Origin of the sequence: Actinomadura madurae, assembly GCF_900115095.1 — a bacterium.
Lineage (GTDB): Bacteria > Actinomycetota > Actinomycetes > Streptosporangiales > Streptosporangiaceae > Spirillospora > Spirillospora madurae.
This window is the reverse complement of sequence record NZ_FOVH01000002.1, coordinates 708,966-724,623: the sequence shown is the minus strand read 5'-3', so window position 1 is coordinate 724,623 and position 15,658 is coordinate 708,966. Positions and strand designations below refer to the sequence as shown.

Below are 15,658 nucleotides of genomic sequence, written 5' to 3'. Positions count from 1 at the left end.
GCGGCGGCTCGTCGTGGAAGGGCCGGATGATCTGTTCATCGTCGGGGACCCGCATCAGCGGATTTATGACAGTCATGTGTCGCTGACCAGCCTCGGCATCAATGTCCGCGGGCGCAGCACGAAGCTGAAGGTCAATTACCGGACCACGCAGGAGATCCTGGCCTGGGCGGTGCCGTTGCTGGGGCTCACGCCGGCGCAAGGGCTCGATGACTCGGCCGACACGCTGGACGGTTATCGGTCGCCGATGCATGGGCGGCGGCCGGTCGTCAAGGAGTATCCGGATCCGGACGCCGAGATGAACGGGCTCGTGGAGCAGGTGCGGACGTGGCTGGACGCCGGTGTGGAGCCCAGTGCCATCGGGGTCGCCACCCGGTACGTGTGGGTAATGCGGAAGGCCGCCCGGCGGTTGAAGGACGACGGGATGACGGCCTTTCAGGTGCCCAACAAATCAGCGGGTGTGCAGGTCGGGACGATGCACAAGATGAAGGGGCTGGAGTTCCGCTGCATCGCCGTAATAGGGGCCGATGAGAAGTCGCTGCCGTCGGCGAAGGCCATCACGCCGGAGGATGAAAACGCCAAGGCACATGCGCAGGACGTCCAGAAGGAGCGGTGTCTGTTGTTCGTCGCGTGCACGCGGGCGCGCGACCACCTGTACGTGTCTTATGCGGGCTCACCTAGCCCGTTCCTGCCTAATTGAGGTCGTCGAGCAGCGTGCGTAGTCCGGGGATCTGCGGATGGTCGTCGCCGTAGAGGCCCGTTAGGTCGGCCAGGAGTTCGGTCAGTTCTTTGCGTCCCTGTTCTGTCTCGCCCGCAGCCAGTTTTAGGCGGCCTATTCGTTCGCGGACGCGTAGGGTGAGAGCGTCATAGGGGTTGGCGCTGGAGAGGTCGTCGAGGAGTTCTTGCAGGTGGTCGAGGGCCATGACAGTGGCGCCGACACGGGCCAGGCAGACGGCCTCCTGTTCGCGGCAGTCCAGGACGTGCTTGTCGTCCGGGCCGTACCACTCGGCCAAGCTCACGGCGGCGGCACGGTAGGCGTGGACTGCTCGGCGGTAGTCGCCGCCTCGGAAGAGCAGATCTGCCAGGTCCAGGCGTAGCCCCATGTACTCGGCGTCCTCGTCGCCCAGTGCCAAGCGGGCCGGTTCAGTGAGGTCGGAGAGGATTTCCGCCGCCTGGGTGTAGCGGCCTTCGTCGGCTAGGTCGGCGGCCTCCGCGCGCGCTTGGACGACCTCGTCCAGTGTGGGCAGCTCGACACGTTCTTCTACACGGGCCGTTGAAGGCGCGCCCGTCAGGCGGATCCGGCTGACGGCCGCTGCGTACAGGTGTTGAGGTGCGATCGTGTCGACGATCCCTGGGAGCGGTTCCAGGGAGGACACGAATTCCAGGAGGCGGTGGTACACCTCGTCCGCGTTCGCTGGACGGTCTCCAGGCTGTTTGGCCAGGAGTCGCAGGACGAGGACGTCCAACCCGGGCGGGGTGTCGGGACGCAGAACCCGCGGCGGGGTCGGGGGTTCGTCCTCGTGGCGGCGTAGTACTTCGTAGGGCGTGGCCCCGGGAAAGACCTGGCGGCCGGTGAGCATCTCGTAGAGGACGCAGCCCAACGAGTACAGGTCGCTCTGCGGGCCCGGGCTGCCGTACACCTGCTCCATGGCCGTGTAGCCCGGCGTGTAGGGCGCGCCGAGGCCGGTTGTGGTTCGCCGTACGTCACCGGGCCCGAGACCCACCGCGGCGCCGAAATCGAGGACCTTGACCGATCCGTCTGGGCACAGCATCAGGTTGCTGGGCTTGAGGTCGCGGTGCACCAGCGGACGGCGATGCGCGACGTTCAGTACTGCGCACACCTGGGCGGCTATCAGCGCGGCCCACGAGATGGACAGGTTGTCCTCCGCGTCGAGGACGTGGTCGATCGTCATGCCCTCGACGTACTGCATGACCAGGTAGAAGCAGCCGTTGTGGCTTCCGAAGTCGTAGACGGTGGGGACGCCGGGATGCTCGAACCAGGCCGCGCTACGGGCCTCCTGCTCGAACCGCCCGACGAGCGACTCGTCCGTGACGCGGGTGAACTTCACCGCGAGGCGCCGGTCCAGGAACCGGTCGTAGGCGCGCCACACTTCTCCCATGCCGCCGCGCCCGATCGCCTGATCGAGCTCGTACCGATCGCGCTCCCCGAGGAGATCGCCGCGCCGCAACTGCCACCTCCGCTGCCCGGTGTGCCCGCAGCGTACCGCCGTCAGCCGGACGGCCGGAGCGTCCCCGCGCCGAGCCCTTCGAGGCCGAGGCGCAGCACCTCGGCGCCCAGGTCGCGGGTCGTGCGGAGGGCGGCCTCCAGGTCGGTAAGTGTGCGGAACGCCCGCCCGAGTTCGGCCTGTTCGTCCAGGGTGAGGCGGGGCAGCCGGGCGCGGCGGACGTCGAAGCGGGCCGAGGAGGTGGAGCTGCGGAGCCGGGCGCCCTGTGCGCCGAGCAGCAGCCAGCCGCCGACGAAATGGGGATCGGCGCGCGTGGTGTCGACCTTTACCAGGGCCAGGCCGGGGCCGAGGGCGGCGCCCCCTTCCTCCAGGACCCGGGCGACCGGATGGCGCGCGGCGAGGGAGACGACGATGTCGCCGGGCGATGTCCGGACGTGCTCAGGGTCTGGGGCGGTCCTTCCCGTGGCGGACCTGCCTTCGGCGACGTCCTCCAGGGTCAGGATCGGTTCAGGCCCTTCACCCACGCGTGCCTTGGAGGGCGGCCGGAAGATTTGCAGCACTCCGCCCTTGGCCAACTCCCCCACCGTCGTCATGGGGATTTCCCCCGGTGCCTGAACGTTCCTCAGGGCCGATAGGGGCGCGACCGTCCGAGGCAGGTCCGCGGCCTTCTGCTCTAGTTGCTCGCGGACTGCTGCGAACGAATCTTCCGATGTGGGCGTGCTCCGCTGGGGGAGGTAGCGGGCAGGGGTGAGATCGACCTCGTCGTCCAGCAGATCGATGATGCGCACGACGACGCTTGATTCCGTCCGGTCGGACTTGCCCTTCGTGTAGCGGCGCCAAGCGTCCAGCGCCGTTTTCCGGTAGTTCTCCGGGTCGGACGAGGTGTCGACCATCAGCACATCGTCCGCGGGCTGGTCTCCAGGAGAGGGACGGCGAAGAACCCACACGGTCAGCGCGACGGCCATGTTCGGCACGGCACCGGAGGGAAGCCCTATGACGGCGCGCAGCGCTCCCCGGCGAAGGAGTTCCGCGCGGACGCGCCGTCCAGATCGGCGGTTGGCGACGGCCGGGGGCATGAGCAGGACGACGTGCCCCCCAGGACGGACATGGGCGAGACCGTGTTGCAGCCACGCCAGCTCCGATTCCATGCGCGGTGGGAGCCCGTACTCCCAGCGGGGGTCGCCGGTCAGTTCCTCGTAGCCCCAGCCACGGTCGTTGAAGGGCGGATTGCAGACGACCAGATCGACCGTCCGGCCGGGGAAGGCGTCCGCGAGCAGTGAATCGCCCGCGGAGACCTCCGCAGGGGCGCCGCGCAGCGCCAACTGGATGCCGGACATGCGCGCGGTCGTCTCGTCGATCTCCTGTCCGAGGAGCTGCTCGGCGTCACCGAACAGCTCGGCGGCCAGGTTCAGGTAGGTGCCCGTCCCGCAGGCAGGGTCGAGGACGGTCCGGGCAGGGCCGCCGAGTTCGAGCATCAGCCGCGCGACCGGCTCCGGTGTCAGGTACACGCGGCGGCTGTGGTGCTCCAGGTAGCGGGTGCGGAGGAACTCGAACGTCTCCGCGACGCCCAGTTCGTCCACCAGCTGGGAAAGGGCGCGCGCGATCGAGGCGCGGGGTAGGCCCTTCGGGCCGTCGGGCAGTTCGCCGTCCGCGGCGTCGCTCAGGTCACGTCCAGGTTCGTCGCGCAGCCGGACGAGGCAGGCGCCGGCGAAGGTGAGCACGTCGGCGAGGTCGGCGTCCTCGCCGGCCGCCGACCGGAGGGTCTGCCAGACGCGCTCGCGGACGGGCGAGTCGGCCAGTTTCCCCTGGCCGCGCAGCCAGTCCTCCACCTCGGCGAGGGAGAACGTCGGGCTGGCGGCCGTCCCGCCGACCGGCTGGGGGAAGTCGTCGTGACGGCGGCGCCAGTTGCTCACGGCGGCACGTCCCACCGCGGCCAGGCGGGCGATGTCCGCCGCGGTCACCGTCGCATCGTTCGGCACCCTTCACTCCCATCAGCCGACGAGCACGCTGACCACACCCTAGCGCCTGCAGTGCCGGTTGATCTGATTCACGCTACGCCACGCCCAGACCACCACACAACTCACTATGATCCGAGATTTATAGGTTGATTGCGTTCACAGCATCCTCTGTGGTTCCCTGTGTATCGAACCTCCCCCGGATGAGAGCGGGTCGATGGCCATGCATGTCCCGACGATGGCGCTGCACGAGTTCGACGACGCCCGAGACGCGATGCCCCCCAACGGCCTCGGCCCGCGGATCCAGCGCTTGCGGGCGTGCGCGACCCGGGCCGGGATGTGCGCCTGCTGCGGAGTCGCGCGCCGGCTGCTGCGGCTGTGCTTCGCCGCCGTCCGGCACGGCGACGCCGCCATCGCGGAGATGCTCCTCACCGAGGCCGAGCACTACATCGACACCGGGGCGCACCACCCGAACTGCCCGCAGGTGCCGCGACCCGCCGCGCGCGGCGTCCGGACGCCGGTACAGGGGCGGGTATCCGGCTGGGACGGGTACCCGGGCGCCCTCGTCGCCGCGACCGACGCGAGCTGGAAGCGCGGCACCTGCGGGCTCGGCTATGTCGTCAGCGACGGCCGTTGGGGCATGCGCGGCTGGACGTTCGGGCCGCAGGACCCGACCGGGCCCCGGAAGGTCCTGGTCAGCGAGCTGCGCGCGGTGGCCCTCCTGCTCGACCGCGTCGGGGACGGTCCCGAGCTGACGCTGCTCGTCGACAGCCTGTCCGCGCTGCGCCTCCTGCGGGCGTGGCGGCGCGGCGAGACCGCCCGGATGCCGGACGGCTACGACCTGCGTCCCCGCCGCTCCGGCCCACCCGCCCTCGTCCGGCTGGCGAAGGGGGTCGCGGGCCGTCCCGGCCTGCGCCTGGAACACGTCCGCGGCCATTCCGGACACCCGCGCAACGAGACCGCGGACTCCCTGGCGTCCATCGCCCGGCGCCGCGTCACCGAGAACTTCGATTCCCGTTCCCGCGCGGAGGGCCTCGTCGAGGCGTTCCTCCGCGCCTGGCACGACAGCGACCGCGGCGATATCGCCGCCTGAAGACAACGGAGAAGAACATGACTTACGGACAGCGCCCCGTTCCGCCGGCCATGCCGGGCTACGGGCCTCCGCCCAGGAAGCGCGGGAAGGGCTGCCTCTATGCGGTCTTCGGCGGCATCGCAGGACTGGTCCTGATGGGATCCTGCGTCGCGGTCGTGGCCTCCTCGTCCGGCTCGCCGTCCACGACGTCCTCGTCGTCCTCCACACCGGCCGCGCAGAAGAAGGGCGGGGAGAAGAAGGCGTCGACGAAGCCGGTCACCAACGGGATCGGCCGCGAGTACCGGGACGGCAAGTTCGCCTTCATCGTCACCAAGGTCAAGAAGGGCGTGAAGAAGGTCGGTGACGAATACGTCGGCGACACCGCGCAGGGCCAGTTCGTCTTCATCTACGTGACCGTGAAGAACATCGGGAACAAGGCCCGGACCTTCACCCATCACAACCAAACCCTCATCGACACGAAGAGCCGCAAATTCGAGGCCGACCCAGAGGCGTCGCTGTGGACGGACAAGGACTCCAAGTCGTTCCTTCAGCAGATCAACCCGGGAAACTCGGTCAAGGGCATCCTCATCTACGACGTTCCGCGCGGCACGAGGCTCAAGGCCATCGACCTGCACGACTCGATGTTCTCCGGCGGCGTCACCGTCCCCCTCGGCGGAAAATGACGGGGCGCACCACGGCAACCGGTCACCCGGCCTGAGCGTCCCACCAGACACAAAGGCTTCTCCCATCACATCAGGCAAATTCACCGTCATCGGCGGGCGGGATGACAGGAGTCACGGCTTGACTGATCGCAATTCCACCCTCGCGGAGGAGTAGCGCGCCGTCGATCGCGCATACGCGTGCTACGAGCAAAGGTTCCGGACCAATCGCGAGACGTTCCGCCCTTCGGAGGTCACCGACTCCCATGCGGGTACGGCGTTCATTCCGGACGTGGCACCCGAGGTGCGCTTCGAGGGCGACCTCCACGGTGAGGCCCTGGTCATCGCTCGGGTGGACGTCAGCGAGGACGGGGAGTCAGGGACCTGGTACATCGGGCGCCGCAACGTCCGCGACGAGACCGGCGACACGTTCGTCGTCAACTGGCAGACGCGAAAGGCGACCGAGTGGATGCTGCGGCGGCCGGACGCCCCCGGCGGGATACGGCTGCGTCGCCAGCTTCGCTGCGAACGCGACACGGTCAAGGACTTCCGGGACGAGATCAGGGTGACCGCCGCGGCCCCTCCGCGGACCCTGTCCCTTGATCAGGCCCAGGTCTCCTCGCCCGCCGAGCCGGGCGAGGAGACCGCGCCCGCCCCGGAACACGCGGTCCCACCCGCCGAAGGGCTGAAGGACTTCCTTCTCCAAGACCTGGAGCGGGCCCGCGACGGGCACATGCGCGACATCGTCGAGACGATCCAACGCGAGCAGCTCCTGCTGGTGGCGGACGAGCGCAAGGGCGTCCTCATCGTGCAGGGCGGGCCGGGCACCGGTAAGACGGCAGTGGGGCTGCACCGAATCTCGTGGCTCCTCTACAACCGGCATTTCAAGACCGGCGAGGTACTGGTGGTCGGGCCGCACCCCGGCTTCCTGCGTTACGTGCGCGGCGTCCTGCCGCGCCTCGGGACGCGCGACGTGACGGCGGTCGAGCTGAACAAGCTCTGGGACTCCCCGCGCAGCACCGACCCGCACGCCGCGCGGATGGTCAAGTCGGACGCCCGGATGGCCGAGGTGTTGCGGCGTGCCGTGGTGGGGATCCCGCGCGCCGACGCGCTCGGCCGACTGCGCGACGGCGTATTCGACGTCCAGGTGGACGGTGTCCGGCTTGCCGTGGACGGCGCGGTTCTGCGCGAGTTCACCGAAGGGAACGAAGCCGCGCCCTTCGCGGTCCGCAAGCGCGGCTTCGCGAATCACCTGATCGATCACCTGATGCGGTCGTACGCGGAGGCGGTGCCGGGCCGCACCGACGCGGACGTCCGCCGCAGGATCGCCCGGGATCCGCGGGTCGTCGGGCTGGTGAACACCGTCTGGCCCAACGTCACCGCCGAGAGCGTCCTGCGCGGGCTGCTCGGCGACCCGGCAGTGCTCCGGGCCGCGGCCGACGGTGTGCTCACCTCGGAGGAGCAGGCGGCGATCGGGCGCCCGCCGGCCGCGCGCGTCGGCGAGGAGCCCTGGTCGCGCGAGGACCGCGTCTGTTTGGAGGAGCTGCGCGTCCTGCTGAGCGGCGAGGGCCCGCCCCGCTACCGGCACATCATGGTCGACGAGGCGCAGGAGCTGACCCCCATGCAGGCCCGGTCGCTGGCACGGCGCTGCCCGAGCGGGTCCATGACCGTCCTCGGCGACCTCGCGCAGGCGACCGGAGAGCACGCTTACCAGGACTGGTCCGTGCTCGGCGAGGCCCTCGCGACCGGGGACGGCTGGTATCTGGAGGAGCTGACCATCGGCTACCGGGTGCCGCGGGAGGTCATGGAGTTCGCGGAGGTTCTCGGCCGCACCGTCTCCCCCGGTGCGGCGTTCCCCCGCTCGATCCGGCCGGTCGGCCCGGACGCGATCACGGTGGTTCCGGCGGACGCGTCCGCCCTCCGGTGCGAGGCCGTCGAGCGAGCCCGGTCCCTCCTCTCACCGGACGACGACCGCTCCATCGCGGTGATCGTCCCTGCGGCCCGGCGGGAGGACATCGCGGCGATCCGCGCAGAACTCCCGGACGATGGCCGCGCGACCGTGCTGACCGCGGCGGAGGTCAAGGGCCTGGAGTTCGACCATGTGGTCCTGATCGAGCCGGCCGAGATCGCCGCCGGGGCACCCGGCGGTCTCGGCCGGCTCTACGTGGCGATCACCCGGTGCACAAGGTCACTGGTGATCGTGCACGCTGCTCCGGTTCCACGTGTTCTGCTCCCGGCCACCGTCAACGCAGAGGAAGGCGACTACGTGATCGACGCACCCACGCCCGCGGCCGCACTCCAGGAGACCGGATCCGGGACCGGCTTCGAGGCGTTCATCGCGGACCTCGAGTCGACCGTCCGGGAAGAGCGCCGGAGCACCGTGCACGAAGGCGTCAGGCACGCTCTGATCTCCGAGCTGTACACGGGGGGGCTCGTCCCCACCGTGAACTCCCCCACCGCGGACGTGATCTGCGATGGAAACGGCGGCAGGATTCTCTACGAGGTTCTGGGCGAGGGAGGCAACACCTACCGGCGGATGCGGGACGCCGTTCTGCGCATCCTGGAGGTCCAGCACGCCCAAGGCGAACCAGCGGAGCACCGGTTCCTGGTTCTTCCCGAGGCGCCCGCGGAGACGTGGGCACCCGAGGTCCTCAATGAGGCGTTCGGCATGTCCGTCATCTGGCGCGCCGAGGGTCGGTGGGAGGGCCGCAATCTCGACCTGGCCCTGGGCCGAACCAAGCCATGACGGCGGTCGCCACCGTCCCGCCCTCCGATGAAGCCTGAGATCAGGTCAGCGACGAACCTGGGAGCCCGCGGAGGTGCTCCGGCTGCGTCATGATCCGACGGTGGCCTCGCCGCTTTTCGCAGGCTGCGAGGCGGGTCTTGCGTGGTCGCGGGTGTCCGGTTCGGGGAGGCTACAAAGCTGGTCGGATCGGACCATTTGGTGCCCGGCATATCGTCGGCGACGACGAACTTTTCCCGTGGCGTTGTGCCTAGCATCACCAGCCATGGGTGACCTAGACGACATTCAGGCGTGGCTCGATGAGCGGCTTCCCCGGCTGCTTGAGGAGCACGGTGTTCCGGGCGCGGGGTGGGCTGTTCTCCAGGGCGACCAGGTGGCCGACGGAGCAGCCGGGTTGATCAGCAAGGCGACCGGGGTCGAGGCGACCGCGGATTCGGTCTTTCAGATCGGGTCGGTGACCAAGCTCTGGACCAGCACTCTGGTCATGCAACTGGTCGATGAGGGCACGGTCGACCTCGACCGGCCGGTACGCGGCTACCTGCCGGAGTTCCGCATCGCCGACGACTTGGCGACCGAACGGATCACCGTACGGCAGTTGCTCAACCACACCGCCGGGTTCGAGGGTGACATCTTCACCGACACCGGGGTGGGCGACGACTGCCTGGAGAAGTACGTCGCGACACTGGACACGGTGCCGCAACTGTTCCCGCCCGGCGAGCAGTTCTCGTACAACAACGCCGGCTACTGCGTGCTCGGCCGGCTCGTCGAGGTGCTGCGGAAGAAGCCGTACGACCAGTGCCTGCGTGAACACCTGATCGCGCCGCTGGGGCTCACCCACACCGCCACCGGTCCCTATGAGGCAATCATGTTCCGCGCCGCGGTGGGGCACGTCGAGCCGGAACCGGGCGCCGGGTACGTGCCGGCGCCGATGTGGGCCATGGCGAGGTCGAACGCCCCGGCCGGGTCGATGCTCTCGATGCGGCCGCGGGATCTGGTCGCCTTCGCGCGGATGCATCTGGAGGACGGCGTGGCGGCCGACGGCACCCGGGTGCTGGCGCCGGGGACCGCCGCATGGATGCAGGCCCGGGAGGTCGGCCTGCCCGATCTGGGGCTCATGGGAACGTCATGGGGCCTCGGTTTCGAACGGTTCGACACGCCGGACGGCGTCATCATCGGGCACGACGGCAGCACCATCGGGCAGAACGCCTTCCTGCGGATGGTCCCCGAGGCCGGGCTGGCCGTCGCGCTGCTGACCAACGGCGGCGACGCCGTCCCGCTCTACCGGGAGATCGTCGGCCACGTGCTCGCCGAGCTCAGCGAGGTCCGGCTGCCCGCCCTGCCCGCACCGCCCGCGGAGCCCCGGCGGATCGACGCCGGGCGGTACGTCGGCACCTACTCGGCTCAGGTCTTCGACCTCACCGTCAGCCAGGACGAGGATCAGCGGATCTGGCTAGAGCAGACGCCCAAGGGGGTCTTCGAGGAGATGGGCGGGCGGCCCGAGCGGACCGAACTCGTCCACTACCGCGACGACATGCTCATCCCGGTCGAAGCCGAGCAGGGCATGTACATGCCGCACGCGTTCGTGGGGGACGACGGCAGCGGCCACGCGCTGTATCTGCACCTCGGTCGTGCGGTCCGCCGCGCCGACGCCTGATCACCGAACACGAGGAACCGTGATGAAGCCAACCGCTCTGGGCCTCTGCCTCGCCCTGTCAGCAGCCGCGCTCGCCGGCTGCGGGGGCAACTCGAAGAGCAGCGGGAACGCCGTCGTCGACGGCGGCACCTTCTCCTTCGGGCTCTCCTCGGATCCGGGCAACCTGGACCCGCAGATGGGCGCGGGCACCTCTCTGTTCACCGTCACTCAGTTCGCCTACGATCCGCTGGTCAGCGTCGACGGCCGCACCGGCAAGATCCAGTCGGCGCTGGCCAGGAGCTGGCAGGTCCGGGGCGAGACGGTCACGCTGACGCTGGCCGACGGCATCACCTGTTCCGACGGCACTCGCCTCACCGCCTCCCACGTGGCCGAGAACCTCAACTTCGTGGCCGACCCGAAGAACAAGAGTCCCTTCCTGGGGGCCTTCCTCCCCGCCGGCGCCAAGGCGAAGGGCGATGACGCCACCCGGGTCGTGACGCTCACGCTGGCCGGGCCGGCCCCGTTCGTGCTCAACGGACTGGCCGGGCTGCCGATCGTCTGCCCCGGTGGAATGGCCGACCGGTCCTCGCTGAAGACGGGGACGGCCGGCACCGGGCCCTACAAGCTGATCGAGGCCGCTCCGGGCGACCACTACACGTACGCGATCCGGGACGGCTACACGTGGGGCCCGAACGGTGCGACGACCGCGACCAAGGGGCTGCCGAAGACGATCGTGTTCAAGAGCGTCGAGAACGAGACCACGGCGGCGAACCTGCTGCTCTCGGGCGGGCTGAACGGAGCTCAGATCAACGGGCCCGATGCCGTGCGGCTGGAGAAGGCGGGCCTGTACGCGGCCAAGACCCCGGTTCTCGTCGGGGAACAGTGGTACAACCAGCACGCCGGCCGGGCCACCGCCGACCCCAAGGTACGGAAGGCGCTGACGCAGGCGCTCGACCTCGGCCAGTTGCGGAAGGTGCTCACGTCCGGCCGCGGCGCCGCGGCCACCACGCTGGCCACGAACGAGCCGGTCGCCTGCCGCGGCGACTCGGTCTCCCGCGCCTTGCCGGCCTTCGACCCGCAGGCGGCGGCGACCCTGCTCGACCAGGCGGGCTGGACCAGGGGCGGCGACGGCAGGCGCACCAAGGGCGGCAAGCCGCTGCAGCTGACCTTCCTCTACCAGAACAACAACGGCAGCAGCGGTGACGCCGCCGCCGAGCTCGCGGTGAAGCAGTGGAAGGCGATCGGCGTGGAGGCCACCGCGCACAGCCAGAACGAGACGACGTTGACCAACACGATTTTCAGTGCCGGGAACTGGGACGTCGCCTGGGTCTCGGTCAACCTCAACACGCCGGACCAGCTCGTGCCCTTCCTCTCGGGGCCGGCGGCGCCGGAGGGGAACAACTTCGCCGCGATCTCCGACCCGGCGTACGACAGCGCGGTGAAGTCGGCGATGGCGATCCCGGGCGAAGCCGGGTGCCGCGCCTGGCTCTCCGCGGAGTCCGGCCTGATCTCCAAGGCGGACATCGTGCCGTTCGCCAGCAAGGTCGTGCACACCTTCGGCAAGGGCGCCGAATTCCAGACACCCGGGCAACTCGTTCCGACCAGCATCCGCATGCTGGCCAGGTAGCGAAGGATGGCAGCGGACATGCCGGTGGCGTTGACCGTCCCGGGCAGCACGCGACCACGGCTCCGGGAGCGTCCGTGGGTACGGTTCGGCGTCCGGCGCCTGAGGCGGCTGCTGGTCTCGCTGTGGGTCCTGGTGACGGCGTCCTTCGCGATGATCCACCTCATCCCGGGGGACCCGGTCCGGGGGGCGCTCGGCCCCACCGCGCCGGCGGAGCTGGTGGAGGCACGCCGGCACGCCCTGGGCTTGGACGATCCGCTCATCGTCCAGTACCTCCACTACCTGAAGGGGCTGCTCACCGGGGACCTCGGCACCTCGCTCGCCTCGCAGCTGCCGGTCTCCGACGTGGTCGCCCAGCGGCTGCCCGCCACGCTCGCCCTGGCCGTGCTCGCCTTCCTGACGGCCGTGGTCCTGGCGATCCCGCTGGGCGTCGCCATGGGTGTGCTGACCCGGCGCGGCCACGGGCGGCGGACCGAGCTCGCCTTCACCACGACCGGCATCATCATGGCGACCATCCCGGACTTCCTGATCGGCGTCGCGCTGGTCTACGTCTTCGGGATCCGGCTCGGGTGGCTGCCGGTCGCCGGTGACGACACCGCGTCGGCGTACGTCCTGCCGGTGTTCTCGCTGGCGATCGGGCCGGCCGCGATCCTGGCCCGCATCGTCCGCGTCGAGATGGTCGCGGTGCTGGAGGCGGACTTCGTCCGCACCGCGCGGGCCAAGCGCCTTCCCGCCCGGACGATCTACATGGGCCATGCCCTGCCCAACGCCGTCACGTCCGCGCTGACGGTGGGCGGGCTCCTGCTGAGCGCGCTGGTCGCCGGCACCGTGCTGGTCGAGAACGTCTTCGCCTGGCCGGGCCTCGGCAGCACGATCGTCAGGTCCATCCTCACCAAGGACTATCCGGTGGTGCAGGCGATCGTCCTCGTGTACGGCGTGGGCGTGCTGATCAGCAACCTCGTCGTCGACGCCGCCCTGGCCGTGCTCGATCCCCGCTCGAAGATCCGGGAGGACTGACCGATGCAAGGACGCTGGAGGCGGGTCGTCCGTACGCCGCTGGGCCTCACGGCGACCGTGCTGGTGGTCGCCATGGCCGCCCTGGCCGTCCTCGGGCCGGTCCTGTGGGGATCCGGCGCCGACGCCGTCGACACCGACGCCATCCTGGCCCGGCCGTCCGCCGAACACTGGGCGGGAACGGACAACCTCGGCCGGGACATCCTCCTGCGGGTCCTCGTCGCCGCCCGGTTGTCGATCATGCTCGCCCTGCTCGCCATCGTCATCGCGGTCGTCGCCGGGCTGCTGCTCGGCTCGGCGCCGTTCGTGTTCGGTGGCCGGTCCGGCCGGCTGGTGGCGGCGGGGGTGAACATCGCCGTCGCGTTCCCCGGACTGCTGCTGGCGCTGTTCTTCGCGGTCGTGTTCGGCGTCGGCGCGACCGGTGCGGTCCTGGCCATCGGGCTCGCGGGTGCCCCCGCGTTCGCGCGTCTCACCCAGACACTCGTCGCCGGGGTGGCGGCACGGGACTACGTCGCGGCCGCCCGCACGATGGGGGTCGGCCGGTTCCGCATCCTGGTCCGTCATGTGCTGCCCAACATCGCCGAACCGCTGGTCGTCAACTCCGCCATCGGCGCCGGTAACGCGCTGCTGTCCTTCGCCGGGCTGTCGTTCCTCGGCCTCGGCGTCCAGTCCCCCTCCTACGACTGGGGCCGTCTGCTTTACGAGGGCATCGGCAACCTCTACGTGAACGCCGCCGCGGCACTCGCACCCGGTGCGGCGGTGCTGCTGGCCGGGCTGGCGTTCAATCTCTTCGGCGAGTCGGTCGCCAAGGGGCTCGGCATCCCCATCGGCATCGGCCTGCGTGCGGAGGTACCCGCACGTGCCGGGTCGGCGAGCAGGCCGGAGCCCGCGGACCGCGGCGGCGACGCCGGAGACCGGTCCTCCGACATGGTGCTCGACGTCCGCGACCTCAAGGTCACCGTCTCGGGGCCGTCGGGTCCCGTACGGCCGGTCCGCGGGGTGTCCTTCGACGTACGCCGCGGCGAGGCGGTCGGCATCGTCGGCGAGTCGGGCTCCGGCAAGTCCATGACCGCCCTGGCGGTCACCCGGCTGCTCGCCGACCAGGGACACGTCGACGCGTCCCGGCTCGAATTCCTCGGGAAGGACCTCCTGGCGCCGGACACCGCGGTGCGGCGGCGGATGCTGGGCACCACGCTGGCCATGGTCTTCCAGGACCCGATGACCGCGTTCAACCCCACCCGCCGGATCGGCGCCCAGCTGGCGGAGGTGGCGACGCATCACCAGGGCATGAGCCGCCGGGACGCGATGGCCCGCGCCGTCGACCGGCTGACCTCGGTCCGGATCTCGGGCGCGGACACGCGTGTCCGCCAGTACCCCCACGAGTTCTCCGGCGGAATGCGCCAGCGGGCGATGATCGGCATGGGGCTGATGGGCAGCCCGGCGCTGATCGTCGCGGACGAACCGACGACCGCGCTCGACGTCACCGTGCAGCAGCAGGTACTGGACCTGCTCGCCGCGATCCGCGAGGCGGACGGCGTCGCGCTGATCCTGATCAGCCACGACGTCACCGTGGTCCGCGAGGTCTGCGACCGGATCCTGGTGATGTACGCCGGCAGGATCGTCGAGGACCTGCCGGCCGGCGGCCTGGCCACCGCCGCCCGGCACCCCTACACCCGGGCGCTGGTCGACGCGGTGCCCGACATGACCACCGATCCGGCCGAGCCGCTCGCGACCATCCCGGGCCGCCCGGTCGACCCGGCCGACGTGCCGTCCGGCTGTGCCTACGCCGACCGGTGCCCGCTCGCCGACGCCCGCTGCCGGGCCGAGGACCCGCCGCTGGAGGCCGACCGGGCCGACTCGCCCGGCCACCGGGTGGCGTGCTGGCACGCGGGTGAGCCGCTGCCGGATCCGCCGGCCCTACCGGACGACCAGACCATCGACCACCTGGTGGAGTCGCCATGAGCGAGCGAGCCGAGCGAACCGAACTTCGCTTCGAGGATGTCACGGTCCGCTACGGCCGGACGACCGCCGTCGACGGGGTCAGCCTGACCGTGCCAGAGGGTGAGGTGGTCGGGCTCGTCGGCGAGTCCGGCTCCGGCAAGACCACGCTGGCGCGGGCCGCCGTCGGCCTGGCCCCGCTCACCGGCGGCCGGATCACTCTCGGCGGCGACCCGGTCCCCACCCGAGGCAGGCCGCGTCCGCTGCAGATGGTCTTCCAGGACCCCTACTCGTCACTCGACCCGCGGATGACGGTCGGCCGAGGCGTGGCCGAGGCGATCCCGCCGGGCGGCTCGCGCGCCGAGCGGAGAGCCGAGGTCGAGCGGCTGCTCGATCTGGTCCATCTGAACCCGGACTGCGCCGGCGCCGTCCCGTCGCGGCTGTCCGGCGGCCAGCGGCAGCGTGTCGCGCTGGCGCGGGCGCTCGCGGCACGCCCCCGCGTGATCATCGCTGACGAGATCACCTCCGCCCTGGACGTCTCGGTCCAGGGGGCCGTGCTCAATCTCGTCCGTGAGCTCCAGCGCGAGCTCGGCCTGGCGATGCTGTTCATCTCCCACAACCTCGCGGTCGTCCGCTATGTCGCCTCGCACGTCGCGGTCATGCGGCACGGCCGGCTCGTCGAACAGGGGCCGACGAGCCGCGTGCTCACCGATCCCGACCACGACTTCACCCGCGAACTGCTCGCCGCGGTACCCGGGCGAACGACACGAAGGAACAGGCCATGAGCGAGCGAAGCGAGCGCATCGATGAACACAGTGCCCCTGGTCACTCCACCGA

The 15,658-nt window shown here is 70.4% G+C and carries 11 protein-coding genes; 9 read left to right on the top strand and 2 right to left on the bottom strand.

Going from position 1 to position 15,658, the window contains the following annotated elements:
• The first annotated feature begins 13 nt into the window (after positions 1-13).
• Positions 14-697, top strand: coding sequence for a 3'-5' exonuclease (locus BM339_RS08920; RefSeq protein ID WP_256255271.1), 684 nt, complete (start codon positions 14-16; stop codon positions 695-697).
• Here the strand turns inward: BM339_RS08920 and BM339_RS08915 are convergent.
• On the bottom strand, positions 690-2,186 hold the full coding sequence (locus BM339_RS08915) for a serine/threonine-protein kinase (RefSeq protein ID WP_075020482.1): 1,497 nt from the start codon (positions 2,184-2,186) through the stop codon (positions 690-692). The genes BM339_RS08920 and BM339_RS08915 overlap by 8 nt on opposite strands.
• Positions 2,187-2,227: 41 nt before the next feature.
• On the bottom strand, positions 2,228-4,162 hold the full coding sequence (locus BM339_RS08910; protein ID WP_075020481.1) for an N-6 DNA methylase: 1,935 nt from the start codon (positions 4,160-4,162) through the stop codon (positions 2,228-2,230).
• Between the two features lie 193 nt (positions 4,163-4,355).
• Here BM339_RS08910 and BM339_RS08905 point away from each other — a divergent pair, with 193 nt between their 5' ends.
• The 8 genes from BM339_RS08905 to BM339_RS08870 all read left to right on the top strand — a co-directional run bounded on the left by BM339_RS08905 (position 4,356) and on the right by BM339_RS08870 (position 15,606).
• A complete protein-coding gene (locus BM339_RS08905) occupies positions 4,356-5,231 on the top strand; it encodes an RNase H family protein (protein ID WP_075020480.1) in 876 nt (291 codons plus the stop codon).
• A gap of 17 nt (positions 5,232-5,248) precedes the next feature.
• Positions 5,249-5,893 carry a DUF4352 domain-containing protein gene (locus BM339_RS08900; protein WP_075020479.1) on the top strand — a complete coding sequence of 215 codons (645 nt, stop codon included), beginning with the start codon at positions 5,249-5,251 and terminating at the stop codon, positions 5,891-5,893.
• Between the two features lie 268 nt (positions 5,894-6,161).
• On the top strand, positions 6,162-8,615 hold the full coding sequence (locus BM339_RS08895; RefSeq protein WP_075020478.1) for a HelD family protein: 2,454 nt from the start codon (positions 6,162-6,164) through the stop codon (positions 8,613-8,615).
• Positions 8,616-8,877: 262 nt separating this feature from the next.
• The gene (locus BM339_RS08890) at positions 8,878-10,266 is read left to right on the top strand and encodes a serine hydrolase domain-containing protein (RefSeq protein WP_075020477.1); all 1,389 of its coding nucleotides are present in this window, start codon (positions 8,878-8,880) and stop codon (positions 10,264-10,266) included.
• A gap of 22 nt (positions 10,267-10,288) precedes the next feature.
• Positions 10,289-11,872, top strand: a complete 1,584-nt coding sequence (locus tag BM339_RS08885; RefSeq protein WP_021592506.1) for an ABC transporter substrate-binding protein — start codon at positions 10,289-10,291, stop codon at positions 11,870-11,872.
• An 18-nt stretch (positions 11,873-11,890) separates the two neighbouring features.
• Positions 11,891-12,886: an ABC transporter permease gene (locus BM339_RS08880; protein WP_075020476.1), complete on the top strand. Its 996-nt coding sequence runs from the start codon at positions 11,891-11,893 to the stop codon at positions 12,884-12,886.
• Between the two features lie 3 nt (positions 12,887-12,889).
• Positions 12,890-14,845 carry a dipeptide/oligopeptide/nickel ABC transporter permease/ATP-binding protein gene (locus tag BM339_RS08875; RefSeq protein ID WP_075020475.1) on the top strand — a complete coding sequence of 652 codons (1,956 nt, stop codon included), beginning with the start codon at positions 12,890-12,892 and terminating at the stop codon, positions 14,843-14,845.
• Entirely contained in the window at positions 14,842-15,606 is a 765-nt protein-coding gene (locus BM339_RS08870) for an ABC transporter ATP-binding protein (protein WP_021592503.1), read from the top strand. The genes BM339_RS08875 and BM339_RS08870 overlap by 4 nt, the downstream gene beginning before the upstream one ends.
• Positions 15,607-15,658 lie beyond the last annotated feature (52 nt).

What these genes read in the sequence shown, in the direction of transcription:
- BM339_RS08885 (WP_021592506.1), top strand. Translation starts at nt 10,289, where the DNA reads ATGAAGCCAACCGCTCTGGGCCTCTGCCTCGCCCTGTCAGCAGCCGCG.
- BM339_RS08890 (WP_075020477.1), top strand. Translation starts at nt 8,878, where the DNA reads ATGGGTGACCTAGACGACATTCAGGCGTGGCTCGATGAGCGGCTTCCC.
- BM339_RS08905 (WP_075020480.1), top strand. Translation starts at nt 4,356, where the DNA reads ATGGCCATGCATGTCCCGACGATGGCGCTGCACGAGTTCGACGACGCC.
- BM339_RS08880 (WP_075020476.1), top strand. Translation starts at nt 11,891, where the DNA reads ATGCCGGTGGCGTTGACCGTCCCGGGCAGCACGCGACCACGGCTCCGG.
- BM339_RS08900 (WP_075020479.1), top strand. Translation starts at nt 5,249, where the DNA reads ATGACTTACGGACAGCGCCCCGTTCCGCCGGCCATGCCGGGCTACGGG.
- BM339_RS08875 (WP_075020475.1), top strand. Translation starts at nt 12,890, where the DNA reads ATGCAAGGACGCTGGAGGCGGGTCGTCCGTACGCCGCTGGGCCTCACG.
- BM339_RS08870 (WP_021592503.1), top strand. Translation starts at nt 14,842, where the DNA reads ATGAGCGAGCGAGCCGAGCGAACCGAACTTCGCTTCGAGGATGTCACG.